The 14,181-nt window shown below is 69.5% G+C and carries 11 protein-coding genes and 2 pseudogenes; 4 read left to right on the top strand and 9 right to left on the bottom strand.

Annotated features, from left to right (window positions below; all coding sequences use genetic code 11):
* Window positions 1-71: 71 nt before the first annotated feature.
* Both ABT025_RS32340 and ABT025_RS32335 read right to left on the bottom strand, forming a co-directional pair.
* Window positions 72-1,547: a DUF3560 domain-containing protein gene (locus tag ABT025_RS32340; RefSeq protein ID WP_351002196.1), complete on the bottom strand. Its 1,476-nt coding sequence runs from the start codon at window positions 1,545-1,547 to the stop codon at window positions 72-74.
* Between the two features lie 313 nt (window positions 1,548-1,860).
* Window positions 1,861-2,283 (bottom strand): DUF6409 family protein, encoded by a 423-nt coding sequence (locus tag ABT025_RS32335; RefSeq protein ID WP_351002194.1) that lies wholly within the window; start codon window positions 2,281-2,283, stop codon window positions 1,861-1,863.
* A gap of 270 nt (window positions 2,284-2,553) precedes the next feature.
* On the opposite strand from ABT025_RS32335, the pseudogene ABT025_RS32330 reads away from it, so the two are divergent.
* Window positions 2,554-3,501: pseudogene (locus ABT025_RS32330) on the top strand (transposase); the annotation flags it as partial.
* Here ABT025_RS32330 and ABT025_RS32325 read toward each other — a convergent pair.
* The gene (locus tag ABT025_RS32325; protein ID WP_351002234.1) at window positions 3,454-3,612 is read right to left on the bottom strand and encodes a hypothetical protein; all 159 of its coding nucleotides are present in this window, start codon (window positions 3,610-3,612) and stop codon (window positions 3,454-3,456) included. The pseudogene ABT025_RS32330 and the gene ABT025_RS32325 overlap by 48 nt on opposite strands.
* 49 nt (window positions 3,613-3,661) lie before the next feature.
* Here ABT025_RS32325 and ABT025_RS32320 point away from each other — a divergent pair, with 49 nt between their 5' ends.
* The 3 genes and pseudogenes from ABT025_RS32320 (at window position 3,662) to ABT025_RS32310 (ending at window position 6,755) form a co-directional block, all read left to right on the top strand.
* The gene (locus ABT025_RS32320) at window positions 3,662-4,867 is read left to right on the top strand and encodes an IS256 family transposase (protein WP_502972078.1); all 1,206 of its coding nucleotides are present in this window, start codon (window positions 3,662-3,664) and stop codon (window positions 4,865-4,867) included.
* A 31-nt stretch (window positions 4,868-4,898) separates the two neighbouring features.
* Window positions 4,899-5,399, top strand: a pseudogene (locus ABT025_RS32315) (NF041680 family putative transposase); the annotation flags it as partial.
* Between the two features lie 639 nt (window positions 5,400-6,038).
* Window positions 6,039-6,755: an HNH endonuclease signature motif containing protein gene (locus ABT025_RS32310; protein ID WP_351002192.1), complete on the top strand. Its 717-nt coding sequence runs from the start codon at window positions 6,039-6,041 to the stop codon at window positions 6,753-6,755.
* A 477-nt stretch (window positions 6,756-7,232) separates the two neighbouring features.
* Here ABT025_RS32310 and ABT025_RS32305 read toward each other — a convergent pair whose 3' ends face one another.
* The 6 genes from ABT025_RS32305 to ABT025_RS32280 form a co-directional block, all read right to left on the bottom strand.
* The gene (locus ABT025_RS32305) at window positions 7,233-8,351 is read right to left on the bottom strand and encodes a hypothetical protein (protein WP_351002190.1); all 1,119 of its coding nucleotides are present in this window, start codon (window positions 8,349-8,351) and stop codon (window positions 7,233-7,235) included.
* A 526-nt stretch (window positions 8,352-8,877) separates the two neighbouring features.
* Complete coding sequence (locus ABT025_RS32300) at window positions 8,878-10,095, bottom strand: single stranded DNA-binding domain-containing protein (protein ID WP_351002188.1); 1,218 nt, start codon at window positions 10,093-10,095, stop codon at window positions 8,878-8,880.
* Between the two features lie 134 nt (window positions 10,096-10,229).
* Window positions 10,230-10,652, bottom strand: coding sequence for a hypothetical protein (locus tag ABT025_RS32295; RefSeq protein ID WP_351002186.1), 423 nt, complete (start codon window positions 10,650-10,652; stop codon window positions 10,230-10,232).
* Window positions 10,653-10,716: 64 nt separating this feature from the next.
* Entirely contained in the window at window positions 10,717-12,492 is a 1,776-nt protein-coding gene (locus ABT025_RS32290; protein WP_351002184.1) for a ParB/RepB/Spo0J family partition protein, read from the bottom strand.
* Between the two features lie 87 nt (window positions 12,493-12,579).
* Entirely contained in the window at window positions 12,580-13,044 is a 465-nt protein-coding gene (locus ABT025_RS32285; protein ID WP_351002182.1) for a DUF6197 family protein, read from the bottom strand.
* A 76-nt stretch (window positions 13,045-13,120) separates the two neighbouring features.
* On the bottom strand, window positions 13,121-13,861 hold the full coding sequence (locus tag ABT025_RS32280; protein WP_351002180.1) for a DUF2786 domain-containing protein: 741 nt from the start codon (window positions 13,859-13,861) through the stop codon (window positions 13,121-13,123).
* Window positions 13,862-14,181 lie beyond the last annotated feature (320 nt).

Below are 14,181 nucleotides of genomic sequence, written 5' to 3'. Positions count from 1 at the left end.
TGCCCTGTTCTGGTGAGAGAGGGGCCCGTCCCCCGGCGTGCTCGGCCGCCGGGGGACGGCTGGGGGCTTGGTTACGCGGCCTCGGCCGGGGCCTGCGGGGCGGCGGTCCATTCACGGCGCGGAGTGATGCCCAGCTCGTCTAGGACCGGGGCGTGGCTGCCGTTGTCCGGGACCCATTCCCAGTCGGCGCCTTCGGTGCCGGGCCGGTCGGTCCAGGTGAGCATGTAGGAGCGGCCGGAGGTGCGGGGGTCGCCGCATACGGCCTGTGCCTCGCGGCGGGTCATCGCCCACAAGGCGCGCTTGCGGGAGCGGCGAGAGTTCTTCGAGGTGATGAGCACCAGTGCCATGCCCTCCTGCCCGTTTGCCCTTTCAGCGGGGGCCGTCGCCGGGGTCAACCTCCCTTCAGGGGAGTGTTGACAGAGAGCCCAGCGGCGCGCTTTCGCGCCCCATGGGCTGGGGTGACTGGTAGGGCACGTCTCAGCCGCCGGTACCGGCTCCTTGATCGGCGGGGCCTGCTGGGCCTGCTCCTGGTGCTCGGAGGCCTCGGCCCGAGTCGACGGCTGCATCTCGTCGGCGCTCTTGCGCCCGGACACGTCGTCGTAGGGAGCGGTCCAGGTCCAGCCGTCGTGACGATTGTCCGCCGCACGAACGACGTGCTGACCGACGCCGTTGTGAATGTGCGGGATCGTCACTGACTTCGGGTTGACCCGCAGGACCTCGTACCAGGTGCCTCGGTAGAGAACAAAGTCACCGCGCGTGAAGTCGGCCTTCGACCACATCTTGAAACCCTCGGCCTCGGCGTCCTTGATGACCTGCTCCCAGTGCTGGATCTCTTCCGTCAGCTCTTGGCGCTCGGTCTCCAGCTCGGGGTCTGCCGGACTCCGGGAAAACCCCTTGGCGGACTCGCCACGCTGCCACTTCTCGACCGCGCGGAGGTCGGCCCGTAGCTTGTCGAGACGGCGGAGCGTGCGGCCGGGGTCCTTCTTGAAGCGCTCGTAGTTCGCGGCGGCCTGTGCCCGGCCGGTCCAGTGGTCAGCACGGTCACGCTCGCCGATGCTCTTGCGCATCGCGTTGTCCATCCGCGCGTGATCACGGCGGGCGCGGCCCTCGGAGTGGTGTCCGACGAGGATGGGCTGACCGAAGGCGAACCGCTCGGATACCTCGTGGCTCGACTTCCACGCGGCCTCGGAATTCCGGGCGGCGCTGGCGGCGTATCCGCCGAACCTCTCCGCCCGGCCTTCGGCTTTCTCCTCCCGCTCCTTCTCGGCGTCGGAGAACGATCGGCGGTCGGCGTTGTCGATGGTCAACGTGACCTCGAAGCCCGCGTCTCGGAGTCGCTGCGCGAGGAGTTCGAGCGAGGGGGCGTAGGTGGCGTGGTCACGGCTGTGCGGGAGGTACCAGCAGTCAAGGTTCCTGCTCCAGCGGAAGGGCTGGCGCTGGGTCCGGCCGTACTCGCGAAGTCGCAGGATCTCGGCCGATCCGTCGCCACGGCTCGTGCCCTCGATCAGGGTTCCTTCTCGGCGGGTGTGGGTGATCTCAATAGTCACTGAACTGGCTTTTCCTGGTGAGAGTTTGGTCCGCCCGCAGGGCGGACCGTGCGTTGGCAGCGGCGCTGCACCACCGGCGCGGGCCGTGAGGGACGATCGGCTCGCGGGTCGTCGCGCCTGCGCGACGACAGGGGCTGCCGCGCCCCCGCGGGGCGCGTCCGCTGCGGTCCGGTGCCCGTCGTCGGTCGGCGGAGTCGGCCGGCGGCGGTGAACGCACCGGACCTGTCCTGCCGCCCCGAAGGGGTGTCCGCTGGGGTGCTGGGGGGCCTGCCGGTCCGGAGGGTTGCCCTCCCCCGGACCGGCGGGGCCTTGGTCAGCTGCGGTGGAGCGTGTGCCGGGCGGCCGGGTCTGCGTCGGCCAGTCCGGCCCGCTCGCGCCATGCCTGGCGGACGGCGGCGCGGAGCGCGTCCCCGTCGTCGTAGGCGAACCGTCCCCGGCGAAGGCTGCGGACGATGTCGCGGAACGTGTCCTGGTGCATCGTGGTCAGCGTGTCGTCCAACGGGGTCAGCTCGTGCGGGAACATCGCCTGGACGCTGTCACCCGGCTGCGGGGCACCGAGGGTGAAGAACCAGATCACGGACATGGTGGCCTCGTCCGCGAACTCCGGCCCGCCGAACGGGCCGACGACGACGGCGGGGCGGGTGTCGAGCTGGTGGCCCCGGAACCAGGGGCCGCCGATCACGAGCGTCGCGGTGGGGAAGTCCCGGACGGTGGGCTTCTTGTCGGTGGTGAGCATGTCGTGTCCTGTCTGGTGAGAGATTCCGCCGGGGCCGGTCGGCCCCGGCGACGGTGTCGGTCGGGGGGTTGCCCTCCCCCTTCCGGCACCATTAATTAAACCATGTTCCATGGATGATCGGCAACCCACTAAGCTTGTTCTTTTTCTTCCTGCCTCGAACGGCGTCTCGTACTGGGTCGCTCGCCTGGGGATTTACCGGACGTGGGGGCGGCCTTCGTCTGATCATGTGCTCCGACCAAGGTGCACGTGACCAAGACGAAGGCCGTGAGGGTGAGTCTGCTGCCTGATGTTGTGCGGAGGGAAGCGTTCGCGGAAGCGTCACGCTTCCGAGGAGAGTTCTATGAGTGTCTGACCGCCCGGCGCGACGAGGTGTTCGAGCTGACGGACGCGGTGCTGTGCGCGGACGGTGCGGTGAAGTCCCCGGTGGACCTGACGCTGTTGCCCGAACATCGACGCGGGCACGGCGCGATATACGGCGGTCTCAACCACGGTCGGATCGACGTCGATCGGCTGCGGACGCTGTTGGCCGGGCTGTCGCTGCCGCGTTTCCACGGCGGGCGCCTGGTCTTGGCCGTCGATGTGTCGCCGTGGCTTCGCTCGGACGCGCCGTGCTCGGCGGAGCGCCTGTTCTGCCACGTCTACGGCCGGGCAAAGACTGCGTCGCAGTTCATCCCGGGCTGGCCCTACTCCTTCGTGGCCGTTCTGGAGCCGGGCGCCACGTCCTGGACCGCGATCCTGGACGCGGTCCGGCTGGGACCGGTTGACGACGCGACCGCGGTCACCGCCGCCCAGCTCCGGGGTGTCATCGAGCGACTCATCGCCGCTGGCCAGTGGCAGGCCGGGGACCCGCATATCGTGATCGTCAGCGATGCTGGCTACGACGTCACCCGCCTTGCCTGGGTCCTGCGTGACCTGCCGGTCGAGATGGTCGGCCGGGTCCGGTCCGACCGTGTGATGCGTCTGCCGAAACCACCGAGGGTGCACGGCGTCAACGGCCGGCCGCCCAAGCACGGTCCGGAGTTCCGCTTCACCAAGCCGGAGACCTGGCCCGAGCCCGCGATCACCACCGTCACCGACACCACCAACTACGGCAAGGCCGAGACCCAGGCGTGGGACCGGGTCCACCCCCGACTCACCCACCGCTCCTCCTGACTTGACCACGACGGTGAACTACCGGTAGTCGAAGGGACGTTGCTGCGGTTGAAGGTCGAGCATCTGGATGGTGTCCCGCCGAGTGGTGTAGCTGATCTTGGCGTGGATGTGCGCCTGTTCCGAGCCGTCGGATGCGTCGATTGCCTGTGTGTGCTCCCTGAACACGAAGGCGGCCACCGTGTAACTGTCCTGAGTGAACGGGCAGTTCGACCCAAGGGGGTACACGGTGGCCTTGTCCCAGCATGACCTACTTCGCCTGCTGGAGTCACTGCGTTCGGCAGATGGTCTTGAACTCGTGCGGGAAGTCGCCGAGAGGCTGTTGCAGGAGCTGATCGAGGCCGAGGCGACCGCGCAGATCGGCGCCGAGTGGAACGAGCAGACGGCCACGCGGACCGGCTACCGCAACGGCCACCGGGACAAGACGGTGACCACACAGGCCGGCGACCTGGAGCTCGCGATCCCGAAACTGCGGGCCGGTAGCTTCTTCCCGAGCCTGCTGCAACGCAGGCGCCGCATCGACCAGGCCCTCTACGCCGTCGTCATGGAGGCCTACGTCCATGGCGTCTCCACCCGCAGCGTCGACGACCTGGTCAAGGCGCTCGGTTCGGACACCGGCATATCGAAGAGCGAGGTCTCGAGGATCTGCGGCGATCTCGACGCGTTCCGCTCCCGCCCGCTGGATCACACCCGCTTCCCTTACGTGTATCTCGACGCCACTTACGTCAAGGCCCGCGTGGACCACCGGATCGTCTCCCAGGCCGTGCTCATCGCGACCGGTGTCACCGAGGACGGTGGCCGCGAGGTCCTGGGTGTCATGGTCGGCGACAGCGAGACCGAGGCTTTCTGGGCCACGTTCCTGCGCTCGTTGCGCGACCGCGGCCTGAGCGGGGTCCGCCTGGTCATCTCCGACAGCCACAGCGGCCTGGTCAAAGCCATCCGCAAGGTCATGCTCGGCGCCGCCTGGCAGCGCTGCCGGGTCCACTTCGTCCGCAACGTCTTCTCCGCGATCCCCAAAGGAGCGGCCGAGATGGTCGCCGCGACGATCCGCACCCTCTTCGCCCAGCCCACCGCCGAAACCGTCCGCACCCACCTCGACACCGTCGCCGACATGCTCGGCGAACAGTTCCCCAAGGTCAGAGAAATGCTCCTCGGCGCGAAGGAGGACCTGACGGCCTTCGCGGACTTCCCTCACCAGCACTGGAAGAAGATCCAGTCGACCAACCCGCTGGAACGTCTGAACCGGGAGATCAAACGTCGCTCCGACGTCGTCCAGGTCTTCCCGAACACCGCAGCCGTCAACCGGCTCGCCACCGCCGTCCTCGCCGAACTCCACGACGAGTGGATCGCCTTCCCCCGCCGCTACCTCTCCACCGAGAGCATGGACAGCCTCTATCCGGACAGCACCACCCTCCTGCCCGACACAACTGAGTGATCTCCTACACCACGTCACGGGACATGACCAGCATCTGTCGAAGGACCGGGATGCTCCACCCGTGTGGTTGTGGTCCTCGAAGACCAGCGCCACCCCGGACGACGTGGACCGATTCTGGCAGGCATATCTCCGCCGCTTCGATCTGGAGCACACCTTCCGCTTCGCGAAACAGACCCTCGGATGGACCACCCCGAAACTCCGCACCCCGGAGGCGGCAGACCTCTGGACCTGGATCCTGATCGTCGCTCACACCCAGCTCAGGCTCGCCCGGCCCCTCGCCGCGGACCTCCGCAGACCCTGGGAGAAACCCACACTCTCCGGCCGGCTCACTCCGGCCCGGGTCCGCCGGGGGTTCAGGAACATCCGCGCACACTTGCTATGTCCCGCTCGTGTTCCCCAACCTCGTGGCGCCGGTCCCGGAAGACCACCCGGCACCAAGAACAAGCACAGGGCACCCCGCTACGACGTCGGCAAGACCCTCAAACGCCCCGAGACCCTCAAGGCCATCGGCAAGCCTGGAAGATCTTGGTAGATAAAGATCAAGGTAAGGCGCAGAACGCGAAACGGTCCACCGGCTCCGTCGGCGGACCGTCACGAAAGAGCGTTAGCCAGACGGGAGATAACATTTTGATCAAGGCGACCGAGAGTAGCGTCTGACGGGACAGCATTGGGTTCGCCGCCGACGAAACAAGGCGGGCCAGCCCGGCTTCCACCGGCACAAAGGATGATGTTGCCGCAACCTCCGGAGACCCCGAAGGCGTCCCTCACCCCGCTGTTCCAACCTCCCAACCTGCCGCCTGCGCTGCCGTCTGCTCGCCGACGTACTCGCCGAGGTGTCAAGCCGCAGCCGCCTGTCCGGCTGAGTGCCCCGCGCCCCGATACGCCCTCACCCGCAGTCTTTGGAGTCTCGGCCGCGTGGAAGCGGTTTGAGCCCGCTCTCACCGCATTCAGCCGCGCCCGCCAACAGCGGTTCAGCGACAGCCAAGCAGTCACCCTGGATCAGCAGAGGCTCGACGCGGCGCGGCAGGCGACCGAGAAGGCCCAACTGAATTCCAAGCGGCATGCCGCCGCGCTGAAACAGCTCCAGATCGCGGAACAGCGACACCGGGAGGCCCAACATCGGTTCCAGGCGGCGGACCGTCGGCTCACCGGCAGCGTCCAGGCGCTTCAGATGGCGCAGAAGGATCTGACGAACCCCGAGGAGAAGGAGAAGGCTGCTCTCCTAGTCCTCCGAGCTGAGCAGAAGGCCTTCAGCGGCTCTCTGTTGGTCACATCTGTCGAGATTACGGGGGAGCGCACCACTCCCGCCGCGGTAGGAGTAGTGAGTGCCTCGACAGCGAAGAACCACCTCCTGAATCACCCTGACGGCAGGGTCTGCCCCGTATGCGGGCAGGACGGACTTCAGCCTGGCCAGTTTCGACACAGGAAATGCGAGGCCGGGAAGCTGGTTCAGGTCGAGGAGACTTTGGAGGTGCTCCCCCCGAGCCCGGCCGTCGTCCACGAGCAACGGCACCGTGACAGCCGCTCGGAGTACCGACGCCTAGTCGCCATTGCCGAGCAGCGTGAGCCAACGATGCGCGGGATTCGACGCAAGAGCTCCTCCAAGCGGGCCCGGATTGAACAGTCAAGGGACGCCGTCCTTGTGCGCTGCGGCGGGCTGTGCGAGAACCCTGGGTGCGCGGGGCAGCCAGCCGATGTAAAGGACGACGGCAGCGCAATTCTGGAAGTGGACCACGTCCATGCCCTTGAGGACGGTGGCCCTGATCTTCCGTGGAACATGGTGGCGTTATGCCCCAATTGCCACCGCGTCAAGACGTACGGCCGTACCAGGAAAGAGCTGACGAGGGTCCTAGGCGAGCTCGCCCGGCAAAAGCATGCAGCATTCTGACCAGCCATGCGCGGAGCCTTGTCGAAGCAAGCAAGGCCGACATCTGGAACTCGCAGTAAACCTGTTTCACCCTCCAGCGCAGGATAAAACAGGTTCAGAGGACGTCTCACGTGGTCGTTCGCTGATGCGGCATGATGCTGGACTGTGGGTGCTGATCTGTCGCGTCAGCTGGTGCCGGACGAACTGTGGGAGCTGACCGCTCCGTTGTTGCCGAGGTTCACGTCCCTTCCGCAGGGCGGTGGTACGGCTCCGCCGTACCAGGGTTCCGGGCGCGGTGTCCTGGCTCGCGTAGCGACCGCGCAGCGGCTCGGCCTGGACGCCGTGTCCGGGTTCCTGGTACGCCCCTTGGGGTGTCCGGCCGAGGAGGGAACCCCGCCTTCACCGGCACCACAACGCTCCCGCACCCGACCAACCAGCCCCCACCCCCTCCGAGGAGGACCCGCCGGAGGCAGCCTTTCGCCCTCGCCGGCACCCCGTTCACCACAAGGTGGACTGCACGACGGACCTCCCGCTCCACCATGACCTTGTCGGGGTCGAGGGCTGCTCGGCCGGGGTACCTGCCACGTTCGGCACCTTCACCGCGGGGCAGTAGCCGCCTTCGTCTTCCCATCGGTCGGCGGCTTCGCGCTCGTCGCGTTCGTACTGCTCATTCTGTTCGGTTAGCGTGACCGGCCTCCGGTAGAGCTTCCATGCGCTGAAGTCGAGCGGCGGGAGTAGGCGGGCGGCGGCCTTCTGGTCGTCGCGGCGCTTGTGGCGTCGCCGGACTCTGGCGAACCGCGCCTCGTAGGCTTCCCGGTCGGCGCAGTACAGACCCGCCGGGTGGAGTCGCGCGAGTTCTAGGGCGACCTGGCCCATCGGGCTGGGGATCAGGGCGCGGGTGCCGTCGTCCTGGCGGACGGCGACGAGGAATCGGGCGGCGAACAGGGCCTGCGTCCGTTCGCGGCTGATCCGCCGGCCGCCTTCCCAAACGCCGTGCCGTGCTGCCTGCCGGGCTTGTCCGCCCCGCCAGTACAGACGGCTGGACTCGGCGGCCTCCATCACACGGACGTGTCCCGCCGTCCAGCCGAGTTCGGCAACCTGCCCTTGGGCGAGATACCGGTTCCTCCCCACGCGGTCCCGGTTCTCCAGGTCCATGCCGGTGGCCGCTCGCTGCTCGGCCTCCTCCTCTGCCTCTCGCTGACGGCGGGCGCGCTCCTGCTCGGCGTACTCGGCCGCCGTCAGCTTCCGCTCCAGCTCGGCCCACAGGTCGGCGGCCGTCGTCTCGACCCCGGCAGCCGACTGAGCACGCACGGCGTGGTCGACGGCCTGGCGGGCGCAGTACAACGGGGCGCCGGTCGACATCACGGGGTCGTCGGCGTACTGCTCCGCGCGGTCGGCGTGCCCCTCGGCCTCGACGGCTTCCTTGTGGGCGGCGTGCATGGCCGCCTCCATGCGGGCGGCGGCGCCCGATCGGCTGTGGCACACGGCGGTCATGGCGTCGTCGGCGGCGGTGACAGCGAGGGTCGCGGCCTGCCTGGCGACCTGGATGCACGTCTGCGGAGACGGGTCTCCCGCCGTGACGGCCCGGGGACGGACGGCGCAAGCGTTCTCGGACATGGAGTGTTCCTCGGGAGTCTCAGGGGGAGTCGGCAGCGTGCCGTGGCCTGCTCATACGGATGCCGCCCGTGGTCGCGCGGAGCGCGACGGATTGCCGTCGTGCCCGCAGGGCACGCCCTTCGGCCCGGCGTACGGACGGAGTGGGAGGGCCGCCCGCGGCCCGGACACTTCGGCCCGGCTGCGAGCCGGGCCAGACTGAGCCGTCCCAGAGGGACGCCCTTCGTACGTACGGGGGCCGGTGAACGGGGCCGGCCGCCGACGCGGGCGGGCCCGGACGGCGGTGGGCGGAGCGTGGGGGGGGGGGGGGGGCCGCCCCCCCCCCCCCCCCCCCGGGGGGGGCGGGGGGCGCCCGCCGGGGGCCGCCCCCCCGCCGCCCCCGAGCCGCGCCCCCCCGGGGGGGGGGCGCGCGGGGCCCCCGGGGGGGGGGGGGGGGTGGGGGGGGGGGGGGCGCCCCCCCCCCCCCCCCCCCCCCACGGCCCGGCGGCCGGGGTCCGGCCGGACGGTGGCTCCCGCCCGGCCGGACCTGCTACGCGGCGACCGGTTCGCGTGCGGCGACGCGGCACCGGGTGAGCACCGTCTGTGCGGTCTCGCCGTAGATGCTGTGGTCCTTGACCGTGCCGGTCAGCTCGACCTCGTCGCCCTGCTCGGGGACATCGGCGGCGCTGCTGAACCAGACGAACACGTTCCCGTCGCCGTCCTGGAACTTCAGCAGTCGGCGGCGCTGGGTGTGGTAGCCGTACGTCCGGCCCTCCAGCTCGATCACGGTGGTGACGGTGGCGTTCGTGGTGATGCGCTCGCCCACGGAGCCCTGCGGCTTGCTGTTCTGGGCAGCCTGCTCGGTGGCCTCCTTCTCCTGGTCGCGGTACCAACCCGCGATGGCAGACACGAGCGTCGGCAGGTGGCGCGGGTCGACGGTCTCGCCCTTCGCCAACTGGCCCACCTTGTGGCGGTAGTCGGAAAGGCTGCCGTATCCCTGGACGGCCCATGCCCGAACGTCGGCGGCGGTGGTCGGCGCGTCGGGGTCGCCGTCGACGTCGGCCCGCCACTCCATCGGGGCCTTGCGGTCGAAGAAATACGCCTCGACGCCGTCGGCGGTCGGCTGGGTGTTCTTCCACTGCTCGGACCGGCTGTAGAAGCGGCCTTCGGTCTTCACGATCGCGGCGGTCACCCGCAGGACCTCGATCACCGGGACGCGGAGATCGGCCGGAATGCCGCCCTCTTCGCCGTCCCAATCGGAGTCCTTCAACGTGCCGAACCTCCACAGGGCCTCAAGGCCCTTGATCGGCAGACCGGTGTACGGCTCCACGCACGTGGTGCCCAACTGGCGCATCTCGCCGTTCTCGTGGCGGGCGAGATAGGTGGCGGTGCGGTGGCGGGCGACGGCGCACCCGTGGCAGAAGTTCTCGATGGCGCGGTACTGGCGTGCGGCCTCAGCGTCCTGCTCGGGCAGACCGGGGAACAGGCTGGTGATCGTCTCGCCCTCCTCGTCGTGGTCCAGGCGGGCGATGACGGTCCAGCCGTGGTGACGGGGGATGTCACCGGAGATCGTCACGGTGACCGTGGGGCGCTGGCCGATCAGGCGGCCGTCAGTGTCGTGGTAGTCGGCCAGGAACGGCGCGGAGATGTCGAGCGTGTAAGCGGTGAGGTGGTGGACAGCGGCGCGGGCGTTGGTGACCTCGACAAGCTGACGGACGCGGGACTGGGCCGTGGCGGGGATGGAAAACCGCATGGCTGCGCTGGTCATCGTGAGTGCTCCTGCTGGTAAGAGAGGAATCGAGGGCCCGGCCGGGCGGGTTGCCCTCCGCGTGCGGCCGGTCGGGCCGGATGGCGGCCCGTGGTGTCGGAGGGGGTGGTGCCCTCCCCCTCCGACACCACTAATTAAACCATGTTTTGGGGGGTGGGGCAAGCATCCCGACCGGGGATGTCGAGTGCGGCGCGGTCGCGCAGGAACGCGGCGAACAGGGCGGCGGTGTAGCTGTCGGCGGTGCCGTACATGCGGCGGCAGTCCAGCGCGCCGATGCGTTCGCCCCGGTGGTGGACGGGGAACGGCTGGCCGGGGGACGGGATGGCGAGCGCGTACAGTCCGCGCGGGGTGTCCACGCGCAGGACAACGGCGGCGGCCTCGTGGTCGTAGACGGCAGACCAGCGGGCGGCCCCGATGCCGAACTCCGCGAGACCGGACGCGATGGCGCGGGCCTGCATGATGTCGGCGGTGGTGCTGGGGTCGGGCTCGGCGGGAGCGGGGACGCATCCGCAACCGTGGTCGTCGGCGTGGGTCTCAAACAGGGCTGTACGGGTCACTGTGGAGCTCCTGGGGTGCCGGGGGCGGGCGGTTTCCGCCCCCGGCGTCGGGCGGCTGAGGTGGTTAGGCGGCGGCTTCGTCGTCGCTGGCAGGGTCGTCGCCCTCCTCGACCTCCGGCTCGCTCGCCTCCTCGTCGGTGCCGGGCTCCCGCTCGGTCTCCGGCTCGCTGCCGGACGTAATCGCGGCGCGGGGCTTCTTCTTCGACGGGTCGTAGGGCTCCTCGTCCACGACCGACTGCTCAATGGGCGTGAGCGGGTACCCGAGGGACGCGAGCACCTGGAACCACCGGCCGGTGGGCTTCCGCGTCCACGGGGCGTGCTGGCTGTCCGTCCGCCATGCCGACCGGTTCGCGCACTTCTCCCGGACGGCGGCGATGGCGGCGAACTGGAGCTGAGGGGCCCGGCGTGGGTCCTTGGCGACGTGCCCGGCGAAGCTGCCCCGGTCCTTGGCCTGCTCGGCGTTCAGCCCCAGGAACCCGGCCAGGATCTCGGTGGTGCCCTCCTTGTTCAGATCGTCAGAGATTCCCCAACTGCCGTTCAGCAGAGCGTTATTGACGTGCCCGATCAGGGTGTTGGTGGTGTTCTTCGGGAGGTTGCGCCGCTTGATCAGGTCCGTGATCCACTTCCGGCGCAGGGCCTCGGCCGCGTCCCAGTCGATGTTCCCCTTCTTGACGGCGGCGCGGGCGGCGCGCTCGGCCTCCTTGTCGGCGGCGGTCATCGTGCCGCCGCTGGCGCTGGCACCCTCGGGCACCGTGTGCCCGTACAGGCCGGGGGCGGAGCAGTAAGGCTCGTACCGGTCCCCCCGCCGCTCATCGAACACCCAGACAAGCCCCTTGCACTCGGCGTGCTCCTCGGTGCTGATGCCGCGCAGTCGCCACACGGGCATAGCCCGCTCGGACAGTTCCTCGGCGTCCCTGATCTTCTGCCCGGCCGTCTCCAGCTCAGCGCGGTGCGCCTCCGCCTTGTTCCGCTTGTCGCGCTTGGTCCGCTCGATGGCGATGGCCCAGTCAACGTCTCCCTCGTCGGCGTCGTCCTCGGCGGCGGCCTCGGTGATCGCGGCGAGTGCTTCGGCGTCGTCGGCGAACTCCGAAAGCGCGGCCAGGTGCTCAAAAGTCCACTCGTAGCTGCCCGCGCCGCTGACGGCGGCGCTCAGCTTCTCGTCAGACCTGACCTTGACCAGCGTCTTGACGTCCTTCTGCCGCACGCCTGCGGCCTTGGCGATGCGACCGACCTGCGCGCCCGCCTTGGCGGCGCTGAACATGGCCTGGTTCATCTCGGACAGGCTGAGGCTCTTACGGTGCTGAGCGGTCGTGATCATGTCGAGGAACTGCCCGGCCGCGTCGCGGTCGTCGTCCTCCCACTCGTACGGCAGGTGGGTGAGACCCGCGTCCGTCGCTGCGTGGTAGCGGCGGTTTCCGTCGTTGACCTGGAGGACTCCGCCGTCGAGCCGCTGGACCTTGACGGGGATGCGGCACCCCTCGGTGCGGAGCGAGTCCACGAACGGCGCGTTGAGGTCGAGATCTTCACGGGCGTTCTTCGGGTGCGGGGTGAGCGCGTCAATTCGGATGACGGGGCGGGGCGTGACCGGCACGGTCTCCAGCCCTGCGGCGACGGCGGCGGCCAGCCGCTGGAATCCGTCGATCACCTGCGGCACGTCGCCGTGGGTGCGCACGACGTACAGCGGCTCCACGACGCCATTGTCCTTCACGTCGACCAGCAGATCGGCCGGGGCCTCGACGTCGCGGACGTTGCCGGGGTGCGCGGCGAGTTCGGAGACCGTGAGGGTCGGCCACGGGGCGGGGGCAGTCTGGACGCCGGCCTGGGTCTTGGTGTTCGTCATCGTTCCTTCTCTTCCTGGTGAGAGTTCGTCGGGCCGTTCGGCCCGGTGCCGGTCGGGGGGTTGCCCTCCCCCTTCCGACACCATTAATTAAACCATGTTCTCAAGAGTGGGGCAACCGGAGATGCCGTGATCGCCGCCACTCGGGTGCAGGGCGGCGGTGGCGCGGATCATCGCGGCGGCCTCGGCGGTGGTCCGCTCGGGCTCGCCTCCCCAACACCAGAGGAGGGTGCGCCGGTAGGCGTCCTCGGTGAGCTTCAGCTTTCGCCACCGGACGCCGGACACAGGGCGGCCGTTGATGTGGTTGCTGAGCACCACAAGGGAGTCGAACAGGGCGCGTTGGAAGATGTCCCACGGTTCACCGCGTACGGACCAGCGGGGCCGGACGGAGCGCACGCCGCGTTCCCACGCGTGCAGCACGGTGCACGGGGCGGCGCCACCCATCCGGCCGGGCTGCCAAAGGTCGTCACCCTGGTAGAGGCCGACGCGTTCGATGTGGTCGGCGGCGGCGGTGAGGATGCGGGCGGGGGTGGCCGGTGGCTTTCGAGCGGGCACGGTCATGCCTCCTGGGGTAGGTCGCGGGCTCGACGGCCGGGGGGCGGCGGATGGCCACCCCCCGGCCTTGACGGGGTTACGCGGCTATGGACCCGGCCGTGGTGCGGCCGATCCACTTACCGCCGATGTCGGCACGGCTGCCCGCCATCCATCCGGCTCCGTACCCGTTGCCGGTCATGGTGGTGGTGCCACCCTTCCGTGCACGCGGGTACGCCTGCCGGTAGCTGCGCGAGACGACGGCCTTGCGGTCCGCGAGCACGAGGGCCGCGCTGCGGCCGGTGACGGTGGTCTCGCCCCTGGCCTCTTCGCGTGCGCCGCGCTCGGCCTCCTCGATTCGGTCGCCCACCCGGTTGATGAAGCCGAGGAGCCAGGACCGACGCCAGGCACGCGCACCCTGACCCGGCGGGACCGACTGAGCGGCCAGTCCGCTGTTCATCTGAAGGAGAAGGGAGGTGTAGAGCAGTTCCACACGCTGAAGGTCGCTCGCATACCCGAAGATGTGCACCCGGCGCGCCGGGCCGCTGCCGTCTCGGCCAAGGTGGATCAGCTCGCAGCCGAGGGCGAGAGCAATACGGTTGATGAGGCAGACCCGCTCCATCGCCCACGGGCTATCCAGAACGATCTTGCGGTCCGTCGGGGCGCCGCCGGCCGGGTTGGCGTCGTTGAGCATCGCCTGTTCGACGCCGTACTTCGCCATCATCTCGAACGCCCGCTTCCGAGCCAACTCCGCCTCCGACTCCGGCGTGCGGGGGTCCTCCGCCTTGGCGAGAAGGGCGCGGATGGTTTCGAGCTTCGCGGGTGCCTTCGTGGTGCTCACGTTCGTTCTCCTGGTGAGAGAGGTTGTCGGCGGCCGGTCGGCCTGCCGTCTGCCGGTCGGGGGTCGCCCTCCCCTTCCGACATCACTAATTAAACCACGTTCTAGGGGTTGGGTCAACCCGCATATGGGCTCTGAACTGGCCTTTTCTCACACCCCACGGCCCGCACCCGCCCGGCCGGGCCCGGCCACAACGGGCCCAGGCGGGGTTCCCTCCTCGGTCGGACAGCTCCGCCGTACCAGGGTTCCGGGCGCGGTGTCCTGGCTCGCGTAGCGACCGCGCAGCGGCTCGGCCTGGACGCCGTGTCCGGGTTCCTGGTACG

The sequence above is a fragment of the Streptomyces sp. NPDC002809 genome (assembly GCF_040295435.1).
GTDB lineage: Bacteria > Actinomycetota > Actinomycetes > Streptomycetales > Streptomycetaceae > Streptomyces.
The sequence above is the reverse complement of the archived record's forward strand: the minus strand, read 5'-3'. Positions and strand labels throughout refer to the sequence as shown.